This is a genomic window from Micromonospora sp. NBC_00898 (genome assembly GCF_045207895.1).
In the GTDB taxonomy this organism is placed as follows: domain Bacteria; phylum Actinomycetota; class Actinomycetes; order Mycobacteriales; family Micromonosporaceae; genus Micromonospora.
Genome location: NZ_CP108775.1, coordinates 5,557,408 through 5,579,389, shown reverse-complemented (window position 1 = coordinate 5,579,389; position 21,982 = coordinate 5,557,408). Strand labels below are relative to the sequence as shown.

Annotated in this window: 19 protein-coding genes; 14 read left to right on the top strand and 5 right to left on the bottom strand. The window is 72.6% G+C overall.

The window, feature by feature from the left end; genetic code table 11:
- Positions 1 to 30: 30 nt before the first annotated feature.
- The 11 genes from nuoE to OG799_RS27025 all read left to right on the top strand — a co-directional run bounded on the left by nuoE (position 31) and on the right by OG799_RS27025 (position 14,313).
- Positions 31 to 1,176: an NADH-quinone oxidoreductase subunit NuoE gene (gene nuoE / locus OG799_RS27075; protein ID WP_406038807.1), complete on the top strand. Its 1,146-nt coding sequence runs from the start codon at positions 31 to 33 to the stop codon at positions 1,174 to 1,176.
- Complete coding sequence (gene nuoF / locus OG799_RS27070; protein ID WP_406038805.1) at positions 1,173 to 2,489, top strand: NADH-quinone oxidoreductase subunit NuoF; 1,317 nt, start codon at positions 1,173 to 1,175, stop codon at positions 2,487 to 2,489. Before nuoE ends, nuoF begins: the two co-directional genes overlap by 4 nt.
- The gene (locus tag OG799_RS27065) at positions 2,489 to 4,990 is read left to right on the top strand and encodes an NADH-quinone oxidoreductase subunit G (RefSeq protein WP_406038803.1); all 2,502 of its coding nucleotides are present in this window, start codon (positions 2,489 to 2,491) and stop codon (positions 4,988 to 4,990) included. Before nuoF ends, OG799_RS27065 begins: the two co-directional genes overlap by 1 nt.
- Positions 4,987 to 6,342, top strand: coding sequence for an NADH-quinone oxidoreductase subunit NuoH (gene nuoH, locus OG799_RS27060; protein WP_406038801.1), 1,356 nt, complete (start codon positions 4,987 to 4,989; stop codon positions 6,340 to 6,342). The genes OG799_RS27065 and nuoH overlap by 4 nt, the downstream gene beginning before the upstream one ends.
- A gap of 1 nt (position 6,343) precedes the next feature.
- Entirely contained in the window at positions 6,344 to 6,985 is a 642-nt protein-coding gene (nuoI, locus tag OG799_RS27055) for an NADH-quinone oxidoreductase subunit NuoI (RefSeq protein ID WP_406038799.1), read from the top strand.
- Entirely contained in the window at positions 6,982 to 7,755 is a 774-nt protein-coding gene (locus tag OG799_RS27050; RefSeq protein WP_406038797.1) for an NADH-quinone oxidoreductase subunit J, read from the top strand. Before nuoI ends, OG799_RS27050 begins: the two co-directional genes overlap by 4 nt.
- On the top strand, positions 7,752 to 8,051 hold the full coding sequence (gene nuoK / locus OG799_RS27045) for an NADH-quinone oxidoreductase subunit NuoK (protein ID WP_406038795.1): 300 nt from the start codon (positions 7,752 to 7,754) through the stop codon (positions 8,049 to 8,051). The genes OG799_RS27050 and nuoK overlap by 4 nt, the downstream gene beginning before the upstream one ends.
- Before the next feature lie 10 nt (positions 8,052 to 8,061).
- Entirely contained in the window at positions 8,062 to 9,990 is a 1,929-nt protein-coding gene (gene nuoL / locus OG799_RS27040) for an NADH-quinone oxidoreductase subunit L (protein ID WP_406038793.1), read from the top strand.
- Between the two features lie 64 nt (positions 9,991 to 10,054).
- Entirely contained in the window at positions 10,055 to 11,587 is a 1,533-nt protein-coding gene (locus tag OG799_RS27035; RefSeq protein WP_406038791.1) for an NADH-quinone oxidoreductase subunit M, read from the top strand.
- Entirely contained in the window at positions 11,584 to 13,137 is a 1,554-nt protein-coding gene (nuoN, locus tag OG799_RS27030) for an NADH-quinone oxidoreductase subunit NuoN (RefSeq protein WP_406038789.1), read from the top strand. Before OG799_RS27035 ends, nuoN begins: the two co-directional genes overlap by 4 nt.
- 90 nt (positions 13,138 to 13,227) lie before the next feature.
- The gene (locus OG799_RS27025) at positions 13,228 to 14,313 is read left to right on the top strand and encodes a polyprenyl synthetase family protein (protein ID WP_406038787.1); all 1,086 of its coding nucleotides are present in this window, start codon (positions 13,228 to 13,230) and stop codon (positions 14,311 to 14,313) included.
- A 130-nt stretch (positions 14,314 to 14,443) separates the two neighbouring features.
- On the opposite strand, the gene OG799_RS27020 is transcribed toward OG799_RS27025, so the two are convergent.
- Positions 14,444 to 15,622 (bottom strand): MFS transporter, encoded by a 1,179-nt coding sequence (locus OG799_RS27020; protein ID WP_406038785.1) that lies wholly within the window; start codon positions 15,620 to 15,622, stop codon positions 14,444 to 14,446.
- A 153-nt stretch (positions 15,623 to 15,775) separates the two neighbouring features.
- On the opposite strand from OG799_RS27020, the gene OG799_RS27015 reads away from it, so the two are divergent.
- The 3 genes from OG799_RS27015 (at position 15,776) to OG799_RS27005 (ending at position 17,949) form a co-directional block, all read left to right on the top strand.
- Positions 15,776 to 16,558 carry an IclR family transcriptional regulator gene (locus tag OG799_RS27015; RefSeq protein WP_406038783.1) on the top strand — a complete coding sequence of 261 codons (783 nt, stop codon included), beginning with the start codon at positions 15,776 to 15,778 and terminating at the stop codon, positions 16,556 to 16,558.
- 213 nt (positions 16,559 to 16,771) lie between these two features.
- Entirely contained in the window at positions 16,772 to 17,266 is a 495-nt protein-coding gene (locus OG799_RS27010; RefSeq protein ID WP_406046417.1) for a sigma-70 family RNA polymerase sigma factor, read from the top strand.
- Positions 17,263 to 17,949, top strand: coding sequence for an anti-sigma factor family protein (locus OG799_RS27005; protein WP_406038781.1), 687 nt, complete (start codon positions 17,263 to 17,265; stop codon positions 17,947 to 17,949). Before OG799_RS27010 ends, OG799_RS27005 begins: the two co-directional genes overlap by 4 nt.
- A 9-nt stretch (positions 17,950 to 17,958) precedes the next feature.
- Here the strand turns inward: OG799_RS27005 and rarD are convergent, their stop codons facing one another.
- The 4 genes from rarD to eccE form a co-directional block, all read right to left on the bottom strand.
- Positions 17,959 to 18,882, bottom strand: coding sequence for an EamA family transporter RarD (gene rarD, locus OG799_RS27000; RefSeq protein ID WP_406038779.1), 924 nt, complete (start codon positions 18,880 to 18,882; stop codon positions 17,959 to 17,961).
- Positions 18,879 to 19,367, bottom strand: coding sequence for a GNAT family N-acetyltransferase (locus OG799_RS26995; protein WP_406038777.1), 489 nt, complete (start codon positions 19,365 to 19,367; stop codon positions 18,879 to 18,881). The genes rarD and OG799_RS26995 overlap by 4 nt, the downstream gene beginning before the upstream one ends.
- A 94-nt stretch (positions 19,368 to 19,461) precedes the next feature.
- On the bottom strand, positions 19,462 to 19,848 hold the full coding sequence (locus tag OG799_RS26990; RefSeq protein ID WP_406038775.1) for a phage holin family protein: 387 nt from the start codon (positions 19,846 to 19,848) through the stop codon (positions 19,462 to 19,464).
- Positions 19,849 to 19,925: 77 nt separating this feature from the next.
- A complete protein-coding gene (eccE, locus tag OG799_RS26985; RefSeq protein ID WP_406038773.1) occupies positions 19,926 to 21,761 on the bottom strand; it encodes a type VII secretion protein EccE in 1,836 nt (611 codons plus the stop codon).
- Positions 21,762 to 21,982 lie beyond the last annotated feature (221 nt).

Here is a 21,982-nt window from a genome sequence, read left to right as displayed (position 1 = left end):
CACCGCAGTCGCGAACGAAGGGCGGCTCTGATGACGACGACTTTCACTGAAGAGACCCGGGAGCGGGCGCGGGAGATCATCGCTCGCTACCCGGCCGACCGGTCCCGCTCGGCGCTGCTGCCGCTGCTGCACCTGGTGCAGTCCGAGGAGGGCTACGTCTCCCCGACCGGCGTCGAGTTCTGCGCCGAGGTGCTCGGGCTGAACAAGGCCCAGGTCGGCGCGGTGGCCACCTTCTACACCATGTACAAGCGCAAGCCGACCGGTGACTACCTGGTCAGCGTCTGCACCAACACGATGTGCAACGTGCTCGGCGGCCAGGAGGTCTACGACACGCTCGCCGAGCACCTGGGTGTCGGGCACGACGAGACCACCGCCGACGGGAAGATCACCCTGGAGCACGCCGAGTGCCTGGCGGCGTGCGACTACGGCCCGGTGATGACGGTCAACTACGACTTCTTCGACAACGTCGACCCGCAGGGTGCGCTCGGCGTGGTCGAGGAGCTGCGCGCCGGTGGCCGGCCGATGCCGACCCGGGGCGCCCGGCTCTGCACGCTGAAGGAGATGGCGGTGCAGCTCGCCGGCTTCGCCGACGAGCGCGACGGCGCGGTCGCCGACGGCGGGCCGGGCGAGCCGACCCTGCGCGGCCTGCGGCTGGCCGAGCAGCACGGCATCGCGGTGCCGGGCTTCGACCCGAACACCCCGATCCGCAGCAAGGCCGAGGCCGACCAGGCGGCGGCCAAGGCCAAGGCCGAGGCCGCGAAGCCGGCCCCGGCGGCCGAGCCGGCGAAGGGCGGCGACGGCGCGTCCACCCCGACGGGTACGCCGGGCGCCGCCGAGCCGGTGAAGCCGGAGGCGGCCACCGGCAGCACCGCGCCGGACGTCAAGGCGCCGGATGACAAGTCGCCGCAGGTGCGTACCGCCGAGACCCGGCAGCCGGACGCGCGGACCGCCGTGCCCGACGCGCCCGGCACCAAGGTCCCGGCGGACACCACCGCGCCGGCGCCGCGCGACGCGCAGGAGGCGGTGGCCGCCGGTGCGGCGGCCAACGCGCCGGCCGGCGACGGCAAGCCCGCCGGTGACTCCGCCGAAGCGCAGGAGCGCAACCTCAAGGAAGCGTCGTCGGGCGCCAATGGCGCGGGCCCGGCGGTCGCGAGCGAAACGGGGGGCCAGAAGTGACCACTCCTCGGCCGGAGACGCTGGCCAAGCTGACGCCGGTGCTGACCAAGCGCTGGCTGTCGCCGGACGCCTGGCGGATCGGCACCTACGAGAAGCTGGACGGCTACGCCGCCCTGCGCAAGGCGCTCAAGGCCCACCCGGACGACCTGATCCAGCTGATCAAGGACTCCGGGCTGCGCGGCCGCGGCGGCGCCGGCTTCCCGACCGGTCTCAAGTGGGGGTTCATCCCGCAGGGCGACGGCAAGCCGCACTACCTGGTGGTCAACGCCGACGAGGGCGAGCCGGGCACCTGCAAGGACCTGCCGCTGATGACGCACGACCCGCACTCGCTGGTCGAGGGCGTGATCATCGCGTCGTACGCGATCCGGGCCAACCGCGCCTACATCTACATCCGCGGTGAGGCGGTGCACGCCGCCCGCCGGCTGCGCAACGCCGTGCAGGAGGCGTACGCCAAGGGCTACCTCGGGCGGAACATCCAGGGCACCGGCTTCGACCTGGAACTGGTCGTGCACTCCGGCGCCGGGGCGTACATCTGCGGCGAGGAGACCGCGCTGCTGGACTCGCTGGAGGGCTTCCGCGGCCAGCCCCGGCTGCGCCCGCCGTTCCCGGCGACCCACGGCCTGTACGCCAGCCCGACGGTGGTGAACAACGTCGGCACCATCGCGAGCGTGCCGTACATCGTGCTGGGCGGGGCCGACTGGTGGAAGACCATGGGTACGGAGAAGTCCTCCGGGCCGATGATCTACTCACTGTCGGGCCGGATCGCCAACCCCGGCCAGTACGAGTGCTCGATGGGGATCACCCTGCGCGAGCTGATCGAGCTGGCCGGCGGGATGCAGCCCGGGCACGAGCTGAGGTTCTGGACCCCGGGCGGGTCGTCGACCCCGCTGCTCACCGCCGAGCACCTGGACGTGCCGCTGGACTTCGATCAGGTGGCGGCGGCCGGCTCGATCCTGGGCACCACGGCCACCCAGATCTTCTCCGACCAGGACTGCCCGGTGTACGCGACCTACCGGTGGATGGAGTTCTACCACCACGAGTCGTGCGGCAAGTGCACCCCGTGCCGGGAGGGCAACTACTGGATGGCCCGGATCTACCGGCGGATCCTCGCCGGCCACGGCACGTACGAGGACCTGGACACCCTGCTCGACACCTGCGACAACGTCCTGGGCCGCGCGTTCTGCGGCCTGGGCGACGGTGCGACCAGTTCGGTGACCTCGTCGCTGAAGTACTTCAAGCAGGACTACCTCGACTACATCGAGGGGCGTACCGCGCCGAAGCTCTCCGACAAGCAGCTGGTTGGAGCCCACTGATGACTGATGTGGCGAAGGCCGCCGAGACCGTCACGCTCACCATCGACGGCGTCGAGGTCACCGCTCCCAAGGGGGCGCTGCTGATCCGGGTCGCCGAGCAGATGGGCACCGAGATCCCGCGCTTCTGCGACCACCCGCTGCTGGCCCCCGCCGGCGCCTGCCGGCAGTGTCTGGTGGAGGTGGAGGGCCAGCGCAAGCCGGTCGCCTCCTGCACCCAGACCGTCGCCGACGGCATGGTGGTCCGTACCCAGCTCACCTCTCCGGTCGCCAAGAAGGCGCAGGAGGGGATCATGGAGCTGCTGCTGGTGAACCACCCGCTCGACTGCCCGATGTGTGACAAGGGCGGCGAGTGCCCGCTGCAGAACCAGGCGATGTCCACCGGCCGGACGGACTCGCGGTTCCACGAGCACAAGCGGGAGTACGAGAAGCCGATGGAGATCAGCACCCAGGTGCTGCTCGACCGCGAGCGCTGCGTGCTCTGCCAGCGCTGCACCCGGTTCTCGGAGGAGATCGCCGGCGACAAGTTCATCGACCTGATGGGCCGGTCGTCCGCCGAGGAGATCAACATCTATCGGGACGACGCGTACGGCGAAGAGGGCGACGCGGGTGACGTGCCGTTCAACTCGTACTTCTCCGGCAACACCGTGCAGATCTGCCCGGTGGGCGCGCTGACCGGCGCGCAGTACCGGTTCCGGGCCCGCCCGTTCGACCTGGTCTCCACTCCGAGCGTGTGCGAGCACTGCTCGGCCGGTTGCGACCAGCGCACCGACTGGCGGCGCGGCAAGGTGCTGCGCCGGCTGGCCGGCGACGACCCGGCGGTGAACGAGGAGTGGAACTGCGACAAGGGGCGGTGGGGCTTCCAGTACACCCGCGCCTTCGACCGGATCTCCACCCCGATGGTCCGCGACGAGCGGACCGGTGAGCTGCGCGAGGCCTCCTGGAGCGAGGCGCTGACCCGGGCCGGCGAGGGGCTGCGCGCGGCCCGCGACGGGGGCCGGGGCACGGCGGTGCTCACCGGCGGCCGGCTGACCGTCGAGGACGCCTACGCGTACGCGAAGTTCGCCCGGGTCGCGCTGAACACCAACGACATCGACTTCCGCGCCCGGCCGGTCTCCCGCGAGGAGGCCGACTTCCTGGCCAGCACCGTGGCCGGGGCCACCGACGTCACCTACGCGGACGTGGAGAACGCGCCCGCGGTGGTGCTGGTCGGCCTGGAGCCGGAGGAGGAGTGCCCGATCCTCTTCCTGCGGCTGCGCAAGGCGTACCTGAAGAAGAAGCTCACCGTGTACGCGATCGCGCCGTTCGCGACCCGCGGCCTGGAGAAGCTCGGGGCCAAGCTGGCTCGGGTGGTGCCGGGCGAGGAGGCCAGCGTGCTGGCCGAGCACGCCACGGTCGCCGAGGCGCTGAGCCAGCCCGGAGCGATCCTGGTCGTCGGCGAGCGGCTGGGCGCCGTGCCGGGCGGGCTGTCCGCCGCGGCGGGCATCGCCCGGCGTACCGGCGCGAAGCTGGCCTGGGTGCCGCGGCGCGCGGGTGACCGGGGCGCGGTCGACGCGGGCTGCCTGCCCAACCTGCTCCCCGGTGGCCGCCCGGTCACCGAGCCGGCCGCCCGGGCCGAGCTCGGCGAGGCGTGGGACATCGCGGCCGGGGTGATCCCCAGCCAGGCCGGCCGGGACACCGACGGCATCCTCACCGCTGCGGCCAACGGCCAGCTCGGCGCCCTGGTGGTGGCCGGCGTCGACCCGGCCGACCTGGCCGACCCGCGACTGGCCGAGCAGGCCCTCGACGCGGTGCCGTTCCTGGTCAGCCTGGAGCTGCGGATGAGCGCGGTGGCCCGCCGGGCCGACGTGGTGTTCCCGGTCGCCCCGGTGGTCGAGAAGGCCGGCAGCTTCCTGGACTGGGAGGGCCGGCTGCGCCCGTTCGACGCGGTGCTGGAGACGGCCGCGATGACCGACGGCCGGGTGCTCGACGCGCTCGCCGCGCAGCTCGACGTGCGGCTCGGCACCGGCGACGTGATGAGCGTCCGCCGGGAGCTGGGCGCGCTGCCGCCGACCCGGGTGGGTCGCCCGGCCGTCCCCACGGTCGAGCCGGCCACCGTCCGACAGCCCGGGCCCGGCGAGGCGGTGTTGGCCACCTGGCACCAGCTGATCGACCTGGGCAGCCTGACCGACGGGGACGAACACCTCGCCGGCACCGCCCGCCCGCCGGTGGTCCGGCTGGGCAAGGGCACCGCCGAGGCGCTCGGCGTGGCCGACGGCGACCCGGTGACGGTGGGCACCGACCGCGGGGCGGTCACCCTGCCGGCGGCGATCACCGAGATGCCGGACGGCGTCGTCTGGCTGCCGACCAACTCACCCGGCTCGACCGTGCGGCGCAGCCTCGGCGCGACGTCCGGCACGGTCGTACGGCTCTCCGTCCCGACCGTGGCCGTCCCGGCCGAACGGGTCGCGGCGGACGAGGCCGGGCGTCCGGGTCCGCTCCTCAACTCCGGGAGTGTCCAGTGAACCTCTACCTCGCCGCGCAGGACCCGACGCTGGCCGACTTCGGCAAGGACCCGTGGTGGCTGGTCCTCATCAAGATCGTCTTCGCCTTCGTCTTCGGTCTGCTGGCCACGCTGCTCGGCGTCTGGTTCGAGCGCCGGGTCGTCGGCTACATGCAGGTCCGGCCCGGCCCCAACCAGGTCGGCCCGTTCGGCCTGCTCCAGACGCTCGCCGACGGCCTGAAGATGGCCTTCAAGGAGGACATCCTCCCGCGGGCCGCCGACAAGGTCGTCTACTTCTTCGCGCCGACCATCTCGGTGATCTGCGCGGTGACCGCCCTGTCGGTGGTGCCGTTCGGCCCGATGGTCAGCATCTTCGGTCACCACACGCCGCTGCAGGTCACCGACGTGCCGGTGGCGGTGCTGGTGCTGCTGGCCTGCTCCTCGATGGGCATCTACGGCATCGTGCTCGGCGGCTGGGCCTCCGGCTCGACGTACCCGCTGCTCGGTGGTCTGCGGTCCAGCGCCCAGATGATCTCGTACGAGGTCGCGATGGGGCTGAGCATCGTGGCGGTCTTCATGACCGCCGGCACGATGTCCACCAGCGGGATCGTCGCCGCCCAGGCGAAGGGCACCCAGCTCAGCATCGGCGGTGTCGACGTCCCGGCCCCGGGCTGGTACGCGATCCTGCTGCTGCCCAGCTTCATCATCTTCTTCATCGCCACCGTCGGTGAGACCAACCGGGCGCCGTTCGACCTGCCCGAGGCGGAGTCCGAGCTGGTCGCGGGCTTCATGACCGAGTACAGCTCGCTGAAGTTCGCGCTGTTCATGCTCTCCGAGTACGTCTCGATGGTGACCATGTCCGCGGTCACCACCACGCTCTTCCTCGGCGGCTGGCGGGCGCCCGCGCCCATCACCACCTTCTGGGCCGGCGCCAACTCCGGTTGGTGGCCGATGCTCTGGTTCTTCGGCAAGGTGCTGATCCTGGTCTTCGTCTTCGTCTGGCTGCGGGGCACCCTGCCCCGGCTCCGCTACGACCAGTTCATGCGCTTCGGCTGGAAGGTCCTGCTGCCGATCAACCTGGTCTGGATCCTGGTCCTGTCCGGGCTGCGCTCGATCGAGGACTGGCAGACCCGGCACCGGCTGCTCGCCACCGCGATCGGCGCGGGCGTGCTGCTGCTGGCCACGCTCTTCTGGCCGTCCAAGAAGCGGGAGCCGAAGCCGACGCTCCAGGAACAGGCCAACAGCCGTCCGCACGGCAGCTTCCCGCTGCCGCCGATGGACCTGCAGGTACCACCGAGCCCGCGCACCAAGCGCGTGGTCGCCGAGCGGGAGCCGGCCAACATCGCCGCCGGCTCGGACTCCAGGGAGGTGTGACGTGGGCGCGATCACCGGAACGTTCAAGGGCTTCGGGGTCACCTTCTCGCACATGTTCAGGAAGGTCGTCACCACCGACTACCCGTTCAAGCCGCCGGTCTCGGCGCCGCGCTACCACGGGCGGCACATCCTGAACCGGCACCCGGACGGGCTGGAGAAGTGCATCGGCTGCGAGCTGTGCGCCTGGGCCTGCCCGGCGGACGCGATCTACGTGGAGGGTGGCGACAACACCGAGGAGCAGCGCTTCTCCCCGGGTGAGCGGTACGCCAGCGTCTACCAGATCAACTACGCCCGGTGCATCTTCTGCGGGCTCTGCATCGAGGCCTGCCCGACCCGTTCGCTCACCATGAGCAACGAGTACGAGCTGGCCCGGGACAACCGGCAGGACCTGATCTTCACCAAGGAGCAGCTGCTCGCGCCGCTGCTGCCGGGGATGGAGCAGCCGCCGCACCCGATGCGGCTGGGTGACAGCGAGAAGGACTACTACATCGGTTCGCTGACCAACCCGGGCACGTCGGCCGGTGCCGAGCACTCGCCGATGGGCCCCGGCCGGTACCAGGTGGAGGAGCACCCCGAGGTGACCTTCCCCGGCGCCGAGCAGGCGGCCCAGCGGGCAGCGGCAGGCAAGGGAGACGGCGCATGACCACGCAGACGGTGCTCGCCGCGGCGGGCCAGGTGTCCGGGGGTGAGGAGGTCACCTTCTGGATCCTCGCCCCGCTGGCGCTGATCGGCGCGATCGGCATGGTCTGGGCCCGCAACGCGGTGCACTCCGCGCTCTGGCTGGTGCTGACCATGCTCTGCCTGGGCGTGTTCTACGTGCTCCAGGCGGGCCCGTTCATCGGCATGGTGCAGATCATCGTCTACACCGGCGCGATCATGATGCTCTTCCTGTTCGTGCTGATGCTGGTCGGCCGGGACGCCTCCGACTCGCTGATCGAGACGCTGCGCGGACAGCGGGTCGCCGCGGTGGTGCTCGGGCTCGGCTTCGCCGGGCTGGTGGGCAGCGGCCTCTACCGGGCTCTGCACGGCGTCCAGGCGGTGGGCCTGGAACAGGCCAACGCCGAGGGCAACGTGCAGGGCATCGCCCGGCTGCTCTTCACCAAGTACGTCTTCGCCTTCGAGCTGACCTCCGCGCTGCTGATCACGGCGGCCGTCGGCGCGATGGTGCTGGCGCACGTCGAGCGGCGCAAGGAGGACCGGATGGACCAGGTCGCCACCATGAAGGCCCGGTTCCGCCCCGGCAACTACCCCGGCCCGAAGCCCGGCCCGGGCATCTTCGCCACCTCCTCCTCGGTGGCCACCCCGGCCCGCCTGCCCGACGGCCGGCTGACCGAGCGCAGCACCCCGGACATCCTGCCGGTCCGCGAGCTGACCGCCGAGGAGACCTCGCTGAAGGGGACCGAGAAGAAGTGACCCCGGACTACTACCTGATCCTCGCGGCGTTGCTGTTCACCATCGGCGCCGTCGGCGTGCTGATCCGGCGCAACGCCATCGTGCTGTTCATGTGCGTCGAGCTGATGCTCAACGCGGCCAACCTGACCCTGGTCACCTTCAGCCGGATCAACGGTGACCTGAACGGCCAGATCATGGCGTTCTTCGTGATGGTGGTGGCGGCGGCCGAGGTCGTGGTCGGGCTCGCGATCATCATGTCGATCTTCCGGACTCGACGCTCCGCGAGCGTCGACGACGCCAACCTGCTGAAGTACTGAGGGGTCCCCGGTGGAAGAGACCGTTCGATACGCCGAAGCCTCGGGGCTCCTGGGCAGCGTCTGGCTGCTCGTGGCGATCCCCCTGGTCAGCGCGGCGATCCTGCTGCTGCTCGGCCGGCGGGCCGACCGCTGGGGGCACTGGCTGGGGGTGGCCGCCATCGGTGCCGCCTTCGTGCTCGGCCTGACCTACTTCTTCCAGCTGCGCGGGCTGGAGAACAAGTCCGTCGAGCAGAGCCTGTGGCAGTTCATCTCGGTCGGCGACTTCAAGGTGGACTTCGGCCTGCTCTTCGACCCGCTGGCCGCGGTCTTCGTGCTGCTGATCACCGGGGTGGGCTTCCTGATCCACCTCTACGCGGTCGAGTACATGGCGCACGACGAGGGCCGCCGGCGGTTCTTCGGGTACTTCAACCTCTTCGTCGCCGCGATGCTCCTGCTGGTGCTCGGCAACAACTACGTGATGCTCTACTTCGGCTGGGAGGGCGTCGGCCTGGCGTCGTACCTGCTGATCTCCTTCTGGTACGGGCGGCCGAGCGCGGCCACCGCCGGCAAGAAGGCGTTCCTGATGAACCGGGTCGGCGACGCCGGCCTGGCCATCGGCATCTTCGTCATGTTCGCCACCCTCGGCACCACCCAGTACGACGAGGTCTTCAACGGTGTCGGCTCCCTGACCGGCACCACCGTCCTGGTGCTGGGCCTGCTGCTGCTGCTCGGCGCGGCCGGCAAGTCCGGCCAGTTCCCGCTCCAGGCATGGCTGCCGGACGCGATGGAGGGCCCGACCCCGGTGTCGGCGCTCATCCACGCGGCCACCATGGTCACCGCCGGCGTCTACCTGATCGCCCGGTCCAACCCGATCTTCTCGGCCAACGCCACCCTCCAACTGGTGGTGGTCAGCGTCGGCGCCCTGACCCTGCTGCTCGGCTGCGTCATCGGCGCGGCCAAGGACGACATCAAGCGGGTGCTGGCCTGGTCGACGGTGAGTCAGATCGGCTACATGTTCCTCGGCGTCGGCCTCGGCGGCGGGGCGTACGCGCTGGCCATCATCCACCTGCTGGCGCACGGCTTCTTCAAGGCCAACATGTTCCTCGGCGCCGGCTCGGTCATGCACGGCATGCACGACCAGGTGGACATCCGCCGCTTCGGCGGGCTGTCGAAGTACATGAAGGTCACCTGGCTGACCTTCATGATGGGCTGGCTGGCCATCATCGGCATCCCGCCGCTGTCCGGCTACTTCTCGAAGGAGCCGATCATCGGGGCCGCGTTCGAGCGGGACGGCTGGACCGCCTGGCTCTTCGGCGGCGCGGCGCTGCTCGGCGCCGGGCTCACCGCCTTCTACATGACCCGGCTGTTCGTGCTCACCTTCCACGGCCCGAAGCGGTGGACCGAGGACATCGAGCACCCGCACGAGTCCCCGAAGCTGATGACCGTTCCGCTGATCCTGCTGGCGGCCGGCTCGGTGCTGGCCGGTGCCCTGATGACGTGGAACGACGGGGTGGTCTCCTGGCTGACGCCGGTGCTCGGCGAGGAGGCCGGGAGTGAGCCGCACGCCGTGCTCCCGCACGTCGTGATCACCATCCTGTCGGTCCTGGTCACCGTGCTCGGCGCCGGACTGGCCTGGGCGTTGTTCCGCAACGGCACGGCCATCGAGCCGCAGCCGGCCGGCGTGCTGGTCACCGCCGCCCGCCGCAACCTCTACACCGATGCCGTCAACGAGGCGGTCTTCGAGAAGCCGGGCATCTTCCTCACCCGGGCGCTGGTCTTCCTCGACAACCGGGGCGTCGACGGGCTGGTCAACGGTCTCGCCGCCGCGGTGGGCGGGGGCTCGGGCCGGCTCCGGCGGCTGCAGACCGGTTTCGTGCGGTCGTACGCGACCTCGATCCTGACCGGCGCGCTGCTCGTGGTGGCGGCGTTCCTGGCGGTGCAGGCGGGGTGGCTGGCGTGATCGACCTCAACCCGGCCGCCCCCGCCGGCGGGCCACGCAGTCACGACGGAGGTAAGGCCGAATAATGTCCAACTTCCCGTTCCTCTCGGTGCTGACCGTGGCACCGCTGGTCGGCGCCCTGGTCGTGGCCCTGCTGCCGCGCCGGTCGCCGGAGCTGGCCAAGCTGGTGGCGTTCGGCTGGTCGCTGCTGGTGCTGGTGCTGTCGGTGATCATGTGGATCACCTTCCAGGCCGACGGTGATCGGTTCCAGTTCCGCGAGTCGTACGCCTGGATCCCGAACTGGGGCGTCAGCTTCACCTTCGCCGCCGACGGCATCGCGCTGGTCATGCTGATGCTGATCGCGATCCTGGTGCCGCTGGTGATCCTGGCGTCCTGGCACGACGCCGAGTCGTCCAAGCGGTCGGTGCCCGTCTACTTCGCCCTGCTGCTCGTCCTCGAGTGCACGATGATCGGCGTCTTCGCCGCCGCCGACGTCTTCCTGTTCTACGTGTTCTTCGAGGTCATGCTCGTCCCGATGTACTTCCTCATCGGCAGCTACGGCGGCCACCAGCGGCAGTACGCGGCGGTGAAGTTCTTCCTCTACTCGCTGGTCGGCGGCCTGTTCATGCTGGCCGCGGTGATCGGCCTCTGGGTGGTCGGCGGGAAGACCTTCGACTGGCAGGCGCTGAGCCAGGTGGACATCTCCACCGGCACCGCCCGCTGGCTCTTTCTCGGCTTCTTCCTCGCCTTCGCGATCAAGGCGCCGTTCTTCCCGTTCCACACCTGGCTGCCGGACGCCGGTGGCGCGGCCCCGGCCGGCGCGGCGGCGCTGCTGGTCGGCGTGCTGGACAAGGTCGGCACCTTCGGCATCCTGCGGTACTGCCTGCCGCTGTTCCCCGAGGCGTCGCGCTGGTTCGCGCCGTGGGCGCTGGCCCTCGGCGTGATCGGCATCATCTACGCGGCGCTGCTGGCGGTCGGCCAGAACGACCTGAAGCGGCTGGTGTCGTACACCTCGATCGCGCACTTCGGCTTCATCGGCGTCGGCATCTTCGCCTTCACCACCCAGGCCGGCACCGGCGCGGTGCTCTACATGCTCAACCACGGCCTCGCCACCGGCCTGCTCTTCCTGGTGGTGGGCATGCTGATCGCGCGCCGCGGGTCGGCCCTGATCAGCGACTTCGGCGGCGCGGGCCGGCTCGTCCCGCTGCTGGCCGGGGTGCTCTTCTTCGCCGGTCTCGCCTCGCTGGCGCTGCCCGGCACCGCGCCGTTCGTCTCCGAGTTCCTGGTGCTGATCGGCACCTTCACCACCAACAAGCCGGTCGCGGTGATCGCCACGCTCGGCATCATCCTGGCTGCCGCGTACGTGCTGTGGATGGTGCAGCGCACCACCCAGGGCACCCTCAACCCGGCCCTGACCGAGGTCGAGGGCATGCGCCGCGACCTCACCCTGCGCGAGAAGGTCGTGGTCGCCCCGCTGATCGCGCTGATCGTGCTGCTCGGCTTCTATCCCAAGCCGGTCACCGATGTCATCAACCCCGCCGTCCGCGCGACCATGCAGGACGTCGGTCGGACCGATCCCGCCCCGACGGTCGGCAGCGTCCAGGAGGCCGCAAAATGACCGAGCTGAAGTTGCCGTCGATCGACTACGCGGCGCTCGCTCCGATCCTGATCATGCTGGGCGTCGCCCTGGTCGGCGTCCTGGTCGAGGCGTTCGTGCCGCCGCGCCTGCGCAACGGGGTGCAGCTCGCGCTCGCCCTGGTGGCGGTGCTCGGCGCGCTGACCATGGTGATCCTCAACTCCGACGACCGGCTGATCACCGCGGGCCAGGCGCTCGCGGTGGACGGGCCGACGCTCTTCCTCCAGGGCGCGATCCTGATCCTCGCCGCGATGGCGCTGCTGCTCATCGGTGAGCGTTCGGTCGAGCGGGGCGGGGCGTTCGTCGCCCACGCCGCGGTCACCGCCGAGTCGCCCGACGACCGGCGGCAGGCCGACGGCGTCGGCGGCACCACCGAGGTGTACCCGCTGGCCACCTTCGCGATCGGCGGCATGCTGATCTTCGTGGCGGCGAACGACCTGCTGACCATGTTCATCGCGCTCGAGGTCTTCTCGCTGCCGCTCTACCTGCTCTGCGCGCTGGCCCGCCGCCGGCGGCTGCTGAGCCAGGAGGCGGCGATGAAGTACTTCATGCTCGGCGCGTACGCCTCGGCGTTCTTCCTCTTCGGGGTGGCGCTGATCTACGGCTTCACCTCGGGCATCCCGGGCCGGACGGCCGGCGTCGACTTCGCCACCGTGCACGCCGCGGTCACCGACTCCCCGGCCAGCCCGGTGCTGCTCTTCGCCGGCATGGCACTGCTCGCCATCGGCCTGCTGTTCAAGGCGGCCGCCGCGCCGTTCCACGTCTGGACGCCGGACGTCTACCAGGGCGCCCCGACGCCGGTCACCGGCTTCATGGCCGCCTGCACCAAGGTCGCCGCGTTCGGCGCCCTGCTGCGGGTCTTCCACGTCGCCTTCTCGGGGGCGGCCTGGGACTTCACCCCGGTGCTCGGCGCGGTGGCGGTGCTGACCATGCTGGTCGGTGCGGTGCTGGCGGTCACCCAGACCGACATCAAGCGGCTGCTGGCCTACTCGTCGATCGCGAACGCCGGCTACCTGCTGGTCGGCGTGCTGGCGCCGAGCAAGGACGGCCTCTCCGGCACGATGTTCTACCTGGTCGCGTACGGCTTCTCGGTGCTCGCCGCGTTCGCCGTCGTGACCCTGGTCCGGGACGCCGACGGCGAGGCCACCCACCTGTCCCGCTGGGCGGGCCTGGGCCGGCGGTCGCCGTTCTTCGCCTCGATCTTCACCTTCATCCTGCTGGCCTTCGCCGGTATCCCGCTGACCAGCGGCTTCACCAGCAAATTCGCCGTCTTCGCCCCGGCGCTGGACGCGAACCAGGCCTGGCTGGTGATCGCCGGCGTGCTGACCAGCATGGTGCTGGCCTTCCCGTACCTGCGGGTCGTGGTGATGATGTGGCTCTCCGAGCCGGGCGACGCCACCCCCACGGTGACGGTGCCGGGCGCGCTCACCTCGGCGGCCCTGGTGATCGGCGTGCTGGCCACCCTGGTCCTGGGGGTCGCCCCGGCGCCGCTGCTCGATCTGGCCAACGGTGCCGCCGAATTCGTGCGATGACCAACGTTGTCCCACCGGGGGCCGGTACGCCGTGGCGTACCGGCCCCCGGTCCGTGTCCCCCTGTCCGGGGCAGGTCGAACGGGTGTGGCATGGTTGAACACGTGGTGATTCCGGCTGGCGAGCGTTCAGGTGCCACCGGCTCCGGCGGTCGTCGGGGTCGGGAGGGCACGGGTCAGTTCGGCGCGCTCGGCCTGCATCTCGCCGATCCCCGCGTCGAGGCTTCCGTGCTGGGCCTGCTGGAGGATGTCGAGGTCGAGCTGCGGGCCAGCGTGGCCAGCGCCGACCCGCTCGTCACCGAGGCGGCCCGGCACCTGATGGAGGCCGGCGGAAAGCGGTTCCGCCCGCTGCTGGTGGCGCTGGGCGCGCAGTTCGGCGACCCGGCCGATCCGCACGTCGTACCGGCCGCCGTGGTGATGGAGCTCACCCACCTCGCGACGCTGTACCACGACGACGTGATGGACGAGGCGGCCGTCCGCCGGGGCGCCCCGAGCGCCAACTCGCGCTGGGCCAACTCCGTGGCCATCCTGGTCGGCGACTACCTCTTCGCGCGGGCCGCCGATCTGGCGGCCGACCTGGGCCCCGAGGCGGTGCGGTTGCAGGCGCGCACCTTCGCCCGGCTGGTCCACGGGCAGATCGCCGAGACCGTCGGCCCTCGGGACGGCGAGGACCCGGTCGCCCACTACCTGAGCGTCATCGCCGGGAAGACCGGTTCGCTGATCGCCACCTCGGCCCGTTTCGGCGGCATGTTCGCCGGGGCGTCCCCCGAGCACATCGAGGCCCTGGGCGGGTACGGCGAGACGATCGGGGTGGCCTTCCAGCTCTCCGACGACCTGCTCGACATCGCCTCCGAGTCGACGCAGTCCGGCAAGACGCCCGGCACCGACCTGCGCGAGGGCGTACCGACCCTGCCGGTGCTCTACGCGCTCGCCTCGGACGACTCGGACGCCGCCTCGGTGCGGCTCCGGGAGATCCTGGCCACCGGCCCGCTGGTCGACGACGCGCTGCACGCCGAGGCCCTCGGCCTGCTCCGCGAGTCCCCCGCGCTCAAGCGCGCCCGGGAAACCGTCCGCAGCTACGCCGAGGACGCCAGGACCCGGCTAGCTCCGCTCCCGCACAACCCGGCCCGCCACGCCCTCGAATCCCTCTGCGACTACATCGCCGACCGCACCAGCTAACCCCCGCCCCCCACCCCACCCCCTCCGCGACTCCAGGGTTGATCATGAAGTTGTTGCCACGACACGCCGTGTCGGAGGGCAACAACTTCATGATCAACGGGAGCCTGTCGGGGCCGGCGCGGGTCGGGCGTCAGGGGTGGGTCAGGAGGCGGCTGCCGGTGAGCATGAGGGTGGCGGCGACGAGCATTGACGCCGCCGCGAGGGCCCACATGACGGGGTAGCCGAGGTGGGCGGCGACGGTGCCGAGGGCCAGCGGGCCGAGGCAGCCGCCGGCGTACACCCCGGTCTGGGTGATCGAGGTGGCGGCGGCCGGGGCCTGCGGGTGCAGCCTGACCACCGCGAAGTTCATCAGCCCGGGCCACGCCCAACCGAGGCCGAAGCCGAGCACCACGCCGGCGACCAGCGGTGCCGGGCCGGCCAGCGCGAGCAGGCCCAGCCCGCCCGCGCCGACCACCAGCATCCCGGCGATCAGGGCGACATGGCCGCCGGTCCGGCGGTCGGCGAGCCAGCCCGCGCCCACCCGGGCCGCCACGCACACCGCGCTGCCCAGGGTGAGGGTGAGGCCGGCCAGGCCGGGCGACAACCCGCGGCCGACCGAGGAGTCCACCACGAACGTGCCCAGCGCGTTGGCCGCCGCCGCGGCCAGCGTCGCCGCCACCCCGACCACCACCAGCGCCCACGTCGCCCGGCCGGCCCGGCCGGCGGCGACCCGCGCGGTCCGGTCGTCCTCCTGCGGGGGTACGGCGGGCAGCGCGGCCAGCGCCGCCCCGGCCGCCGCCACGAACGCCCAGCGCCAGCCGGCGGTCAGCGCGATGGTGGGCACCGCCGCACCGGCCAGCAGCGTGGAGACCGGGATCGCGGCCTGCTTCACGCCGAACGACAGCCCCTGCCGGTGGGCGGGGACGTGCCGGGCCAGCGCCGCGTTGCTGGCGAGCTGGCCGAGCGCGTTCGCGGCGGCGCTCAACCCGAGCAGCGCGACCAACGCCGGGTACGACCGGGCCAGCGCCGCCACGCCCAGCAGCGAGCCGGCGGAGAGCAGGATGCCGGCGCGGGCCACCACGGCCGGGCCGTACCGCTCGACCAGCGCCCCCGAGGGGACGGAGGCGAGCGCGCTGATCCCGAAGTAGACCGAGACGGCGAGGCCCAGCCCGGCCGGGGAGAAGTGCAGGTCATCGCCCATCTGCACGGCGAGGCCGCCGACCAGGAAGACGGGCAGCACGCACGCGATGGTGGTGGCGATGGCGCCCGCGCTGGCGCCGACGGTCCGCCGGGGTGCGGGGGGTGCGGGGTCGAGCACGGTGTCGGTCATGGTCAGGCAAACCTACGCTGCCACGTTTTGGCAGCGGATCGTGTCTGTCGGTGCACGGTCTGTGCCCGGTGATCTGGCATCCTCCATCCGAACAGGCATTTCGCACTCGGCCTGTTTTTCATATGGTGTAAGTCCCCGGCGGCGGAGGTGGTTGTGCGCGACCCCTTGGCGGAACCTTCGGACCTGATCCGGAGCGTGTCCCGCGCGCTTCGAGTGCTCGAATCGGTCGGCCGTGCGCCGAAGGGCCTGACCGTCAAGCAGATCGCCCGCCGCTGTGAGCTGACCGTGGCCACCACCTACCACCTGGTGCGCACCCTGGCGTACGAGGGCTACGTGATCCGTCGCGAGGACGGCACGTACATCGTGGGGCTGGAGATCGCCGACCGGTACCGCGAGCTGGTGACCGCGTTCCGCGGGCCGCAGGCCGTCGGCGAGTCGCTGCGCCGGGCGGCCGCCGACACCGGGTACAGCCACTACCTCGGGCGTTTCGTGGGCGGCCAGGTGGCCGTCACGGCGGTCGCCGAGGGGCCGCGCTCGCCGTACCTGGAGGACCTGGTGCCCGGCTTCGACGAGGGCGCGCACGCCACCGCCCTCGGCAAGAGCCTGCTCGCCACCCTCACCGCCGAGCAGCGCTTCCGCTACCTGCGGGAGTACGGCATGCGCCCGTTCACCAGCGCCACCCTGACCACCACGGAGGCGTTCGAGGCCGACCTGGCCGCCGGCGACCGGCGCGGCATGCAGCTGGAGCTGGGGCAGTTCCGGCAGGGCGTGGCCTGTGCCGCCGTGCTGGTCACCCCGGACAAGGACATCGAGCGCCGGGTGGTGCTGGCCTGCGCGCTGCCGGCCAGCGAGATGATGACCTCCGCCCGGGTGGTCCGGGCCAAGCTGCTCACCGTCGCCCGGGCCGTCGCCGACGGCATCGCCGCGGAGAGTTGACCGCCTGGCGGTCACGGCTGGTTGCGGCACGTCGCGGTGTCCACCCGCCGGGACACTGCCGCCTGCCGCACGTTGCGAGGGCAACGACGACGGGCCCGGGCCCGAACGCGAGCTACGGTGAACCGATCGGAGTCACCGCACGTATTCACGGGTGAACGCACCGCCGGACTCGCCGGGAGCGAGGTGACCGCCATCAGCGACCATGACGCCCAACTGCTGCGGGCGCTGCACCACGAGCACGCCGACGCGCTGTTCGCGCACGCACTCCGGCTGGTCAACGGCGACCGGACGCGCGCCGAGGACCTGGTGCAGGAGACGTTGCTGCGGGCCTGGCGGCACCCCGAGTCGCTGGACCCCACGCGCGGCTCCGTCCGGGCCTGGCTCTTCACCACGGCGCGCAACCTGGCGATCGACGCCTGGCGGCGCCGGTCCACCCGGGTGGGCGAGGTCTACACCGACGAGCTGCCCGAACCGTCCGAGACCGTCGACGAAGCGGAGCGCGCGGTGGAGGCGTGGACCGTGGCCGAGGCGCTGAACCGGCTCAGCCCGACCCATCGTGAGGTGCTGGTCGAGTGCTTCTACCAGGGACGTTCGGTGGCCGAGGCCGCCGCCCGGCTCGGCGTGCCGCCGGGCACGGTGAAGTCGCGCACCCACTACGCGCTGCGCTCACTACGGTTGGCGCTGGCCGAGATGGGGGTGACCGGATGACCGGCTGCGAGTTCGCGCACGACGACGGCGCGTACGTGCTGGGCGCCCTCGCCCCCGCCGACCGCGCGGCCTACGAGCGGCACCTGGCCGGCTGCGCGGCCTGCCGGGAGGCGGTCGCCGAGATCGCCGTGCTGCCCGGGCTGCTGGGCCGGCTCGACCCGGCCGGGCTGGAACAGTTCCTGCCGTCCGCGTCGGAGACCTCCCGGGTGCCCGCGCTGCTCGACGCCGCGCGGGAGCGCCGGCGCCGCGAGCGGTCCCGGACCCGCCGCCGGTACGCGGTGATCGCGCTCGCCGCCGCCGTGCTCGCCGTGCTGGTGGGCGTCGGGGTGACCGTGGTCCGACCGGCCGCCCCGCCCCCGCCGCAGGTGTCGTTGGTGGCGATGCGCCCGGTCGCCGGCGCGGTGCCGGTGCACGCCGAGATCGGGCTGCACGGCACCGACTGGGGCACCGAGGTCACCATGCACTGCGGGTACGAACGGCGAACCGGGCACCGCGAGGCGTACACCTTCCGGCTGGTGGCGCACGGCCCGGACGGCGCGACCGAGCAGGTGGGCTCCTGGCTGGCCGCCCCCGGCGACGACGTCCGCTTCACCGGCGTCACCCATTTCACGGCGGGCGAACTGGTGCGCCTGGAACTCCTCCGCGGCGACGACACCCCCGTCCTCGCCTACGACGCCCGCTGACCCCGGGGGTCAGTGCGTCGCAGCGGGGACCGGGGCTGCCGCGCGGGCCTCGGCGCGGGTGCGGTGGGCCTGGCGGAGGGCGTCGATGGTGAAGACGATCAGGGCGATCCAGACCAGGGCGAAGCCGGCGAGGCGGGCCGGCGGCATCGGCTCGTGGAAGATCAGCACCCCGCAGCCGAGCTGCAGGATCGGGGCGAGGTACTGGAGCATGCCGAGCGCGGACAGCGGCAGCCGGTTCGCCGCGCCGGCGAAGAGCAGCAGCGGGATGGCGGTCGCCGCCCCGGCCAGCACCAGCAGCACGGTGTGCCCGGTCGAGACGTGCCCGAACGTGGACTCGCCCCGCCGGATCAGCCACCCCAGGTACGCCAGCGCGGGCAGCGCCAGCACCGCCGACTCGACGAAGAGGCCCTCCGCGGCGGGCAGCCCCAGCCGCTTCTTCACGAACCCGTAGCCGGCGAAGCTGAAGGCCAGGGTGAGCGCCAGATAGGGCAGCCGGCCGTAGTCCACGGTGAGCACGGCCACCGCCAGCGCGCCCACGCCCAACGCCGCCCACTGCGCCGGCCGCAGCCGCTCCCGCAGCACGAGCACCCCGAGCAGCACCGAGACGAGCGGGTTGATGAAGTAGCCCAGGGCGGTCTCGACCACCCGGTCCGAGTTCACCCCGTAGATGTAGGTGCCCCAGTTGACCGCGATCAGCGCGGCGGCGGCGGCGATGCCGGCCAGCGCCCGGGGTCGGCGCAGCAGCGCCCGCAGGAAGCCGACGTTGCGCATCGCGGCGAGCAGCAGCGCCACGAAGGCCACCGACCAGACGATCCGGTGGGCGAGGATCTCCAGCGGCCCGGCCGGGCGCAGCAGCTTCAGGTAGATCGGGAAGAAGCCCCAGAGCAGGTACGCGCCGAGTCCGTACAGGTAGCCGAGGCGGATGGGGTTCACGCCTCCACCGTAAGTGGCGAAGCGGCCTGCTGGTCCTTTCCGGTGACCTGGTTCACCCGCTGGTCGAGCTGCATCCACCGGTCCGGGTCGACCGGGGTGAAGCCGACCTTGGCGTACACCCCGTGTGCGTCCGCGGTGGCCAGCACGATCCGGCGTACGCCCAGCCCGGCCAGGTGGTCGCGGACCGCGCCGGCCAGCCAGGTGCCCAGCCCGCGGCCACGCTCCGCCGGATCGACGTAGACGTCGCAGAGCCAGGCGAAGGTGGCCCGGTCGGTGACCACCCGGGCCACCGCCGCCTGCCGGCCGTCACCGGGCCGGTAGACGCCGAAGCCGATCGAGCCGGCGAAGGCACGCGTGACGGTCTCCCGGTCCCGCCCCAGCGCCCAGTACGCGTCGGTGGAGAGCCACCGGTGCACCAGGTCCAGGTCGATCCGGTCCGGGTCGGTGCTGAGCTGGTAACCGTCAGGGCGGGTCAGAGTGAACACCCCGGTGACGCTAGTACCGACCGCGCCGGCCCTCACCAGCCAATTCCCGCCCGCTGGACTGGCCGGCGGGCGGGAATCGGGGCGGGTGGGACGGTCAGTCCCGGTCAAGGACGGCGCCGAGGATCCACGTGACGATGCCGACGAAGAGCGCGCCGAGCACCGCGGCCGGCCAGAAGCCGTCCACGTGGAACGGCAGCCCGGCCTGGTCGGCGATCCAGCTCGTGAGCAGGAAGAGCAGCCCGTTGACCACCAGCGCGATCAGGCCGAGCGTGAACAGGTAGAACCCGCAGCCGACGGTCTTGATGATCGGCTGGAGCACGGCGTTGACCACCCCGAAGATCACCGCGACCAGCACGAGGGTGGTGACCGTCTCGGTGACGGAGTCGGAATTCAGCGAGATGCCCGGGATGAGCAGCGTGGCCAGCCAGAAGGCCAACGCCGTCGAGCCCAGCCGGATCAGAAGACCCTTCAGAAAACCCATGGCGGGGATCGTGCCACGGACCGTCCACCGGCGGAACCCGTGAAGATCGACGAATCCGCCGTTCGGCGGCCGGGTTGTCAGCGGCGGGCGGGGCGGCCGACCAGTTGCGACTCGATCGGCGTCGGGGAGAACAGCGCCCAGCGCAGCGCCCGCCGGTTGACCACCGCGACCATGTCGTCCCGGATCCGGGTCAGCCAGTCCGCCGAGCCGCCCAGCCCGAGGGCCGCGCCGGCCAGGGCCGCCTCAGCCGGGTCCAGGGGTTGCAGGATCGCCAGGTCCGCCCGGGCCAGCGCGGCCACGTCCGCCGGGGTGAGCGCGTCCCGGACGACCATGGTGGACTGCCAGGCCGCCCCGGGATCGGCCCCCTCCGGCGCGGCGCCGGCGTCAACCACGAGCAGCAGCGGCTGCAACGGCGACCCGGGCGCCCCGCCCACCGGCCGCCCGGGTGGGATCACCGGCACCGCCCCGCCGGGCGCGCCGACGCCCCGGACGAACGGCTCCCAGGCCCGCGGTCGGGCGGTCTGCACGACCACCCGGGCGCCCAGGGCCAGCGCCCGCAGCACGACCAGCTGCGCGGCCCGTACCCCACCGACCAGCAGCAGCCGGGTCGGCTCGGGGCGGAACAGCCGGACGGTGACCGCCCCGCCGTGCCGGTTCGCGCCCACCATCAGCCCGGCCTCGCCGAGGCCCAGCTCGAGCGCGTCCAGGGCCGCGCCGTCCACCGCCCCGTCGGCCCGCGCCGACGCCAGCGGCAGAGTGCCTGCCAGCCCGCCCAGCTGCTCGCCGTCCAGCCGGCGGACCTCACCGCCGAGGTCGGCGACGAGTCGGCGCAGCGCCCGGACGGCGACCGTCAGCTCCGCGACCGTCCGGGCGGCCAGCCGTACCGTCAGCTCGGCCGGCACCGGCGTGGCGTCGGCGCCGGCGCCGACGCGCGGGCCGACGCAGAGCGCGACGGTGGTGGCGGTCGCCGGCAGCGCGAGCAGCCGGGACACGAGCCGCCGCCCGGCGTCGGTCCGCGGATCCGGCCAGCGGCGCAGCCGGAACGTGGTCTGCAGCAGCCCGCCGGCGCCCACCGTCTGCCAGGACTCCCGGGCGGGCGCCCCGGCGTCGTGGTGGGCCAGTTCGGCGAGCACCCGCAGCGCGGCCGGCGCACCCAGCGGTCGCCCGGTCAGCGGCCCGAGCCGGCGGACGATCCGCCGGACCGTGCCGGACAGCGCACGCCTCAGCTCCTCGTCCGACCAGCCGTCCCCGCGCAGCACCCGGACGGCGAGCACGGCTCGCTCCCGCCCGGCCAGCCGCCCGTCGGTGAGCTGCCGGTACGACGTGCCGGCCGTGCCGGCGCCGGTGGCCGGAGCCGGGGCGGGCGAGGCGGCGAGCACGAGCTGGATCCGCACCGGTGGGCTCTCCGCGCCCGGGGCCGGCAGCAGGGACAGCGGCGGCGGCAGGGCACGCCGGCCGTCGCCGAGCAGGTCGCCCGGGTCGCCGATCTCCAGCAGCGTGGTCAGCCCGCCGGCGTCGTCGACCACGGCCGCCGGACCGCCGGCCAGCTCGGCGGAGCGCACCTCGGCGCCGGGGGCCACCAGGTCCAGCAGGGCGGTCGGGCCGGCTGCGGGCGGGAGCGCGCGCCGACGGGTGAGGAACGCCAGGCCGACGACCAGCCACTCGAACAGCCAACGGGCGCGGCACCGGACCCAGGCGGCGGGCAGCAGCACGGCGGCCAGCAGCAGTGCGGCGGCGGTGACGGCCACCCCCCGGCCGACGGCGGCGGCGAGTACCGCCACCGCGAGCTGCGTCGCCACGACCTGACCCGCCCGCAGGCCCGAAGCCGTACGCGCGGCAGCCGGTGTCCACTGTGGTGGGCTTGGCTGGCGGGCGACCCCCGCCGCCGGAGGCCCGGTTCTGGTCGCCGTCACCGCGCCTCCTCCGCCGATCCTCGGGTGACGATGGCGTGGCTCATCGTAAGGGATCCCGGATCGGGCCGTTGTCCACAGGGGAGGCCGAGGGGGTAGCACAACCGCAATCGGGCGGCTACCGTCAGCGACGAATTCCGTCGAGCGCGCCGCCGTCCCGCCCCACCACGCCGGCCCCGCGCCACGGCACGTCCACGGTGGTCGCTCCCGCGACCAGCCACGAC

Bases quoted from the DNA above. Each gene is read 5' to 3' on its own strand.
- OG799_RS27005 (WP_406038781.1), top strand. From the start codon at position 17,263: ATGACCGGCTGCGAGTTCGCGCACGACGACGGCGCGTACGTGCTGGGC.
- nuoE (WP_406038807.1), top strand. From the start codon at position 31: ATGACGACGACTTTCACTGAAGAGACCCGGGAGCGGGCGCGGGAGATC.
- OG799_RS27065 (WP_406038803.1), top strand. From the start codon at position 2,489: ATGACTGATGTGGCGAAGGCCGCCGAGACCGTCACGCTCACCATCGAC.
- OG799_RS27035 (WP_406038791.1), top strand. From the start codon at position 10,055: ATGTCCAACTTCCCGTTCCTCTCGGTGCTGACCGTGGCACCGCTGGTC.
- OG799_RS27025 (WP_406038787.1), top strand. From the start codon at position 13,228: ATGGTTGAACACGTGGTGATTCCGGCTGGCGAGCGTTCAGGTGCCACC.
- OG799_RS26990 (WP_406038775.1), bottom strand. From the start codon at position 19,848: ATGGGTTTTCTGAAGGGTCTTCTGATCCGGCTGGGCTCGACGGCGTTG.
- OG799_RS27050 (WP_406038797.1), top strand. From the start codon at position 6,982: ATGACCACGCAGACGGTGCTCGCCGCGGCGGGCCAGGTGTCCGGGGGT.
- OG799_RS27020 (WP_406038785.1), bottom strand. From the start codon at position 15,622: ATGACCGACACCGTGCTCGACCCCGCACCCCCCGCACCCCGGCGGACC.
- nuoN (WP_406038789.1), top strand. From the start codon at position 11,584: ATGACCGAGCTGAAGTTGCCGTCGATCGACTACGCGGCGCTCGCTCCG.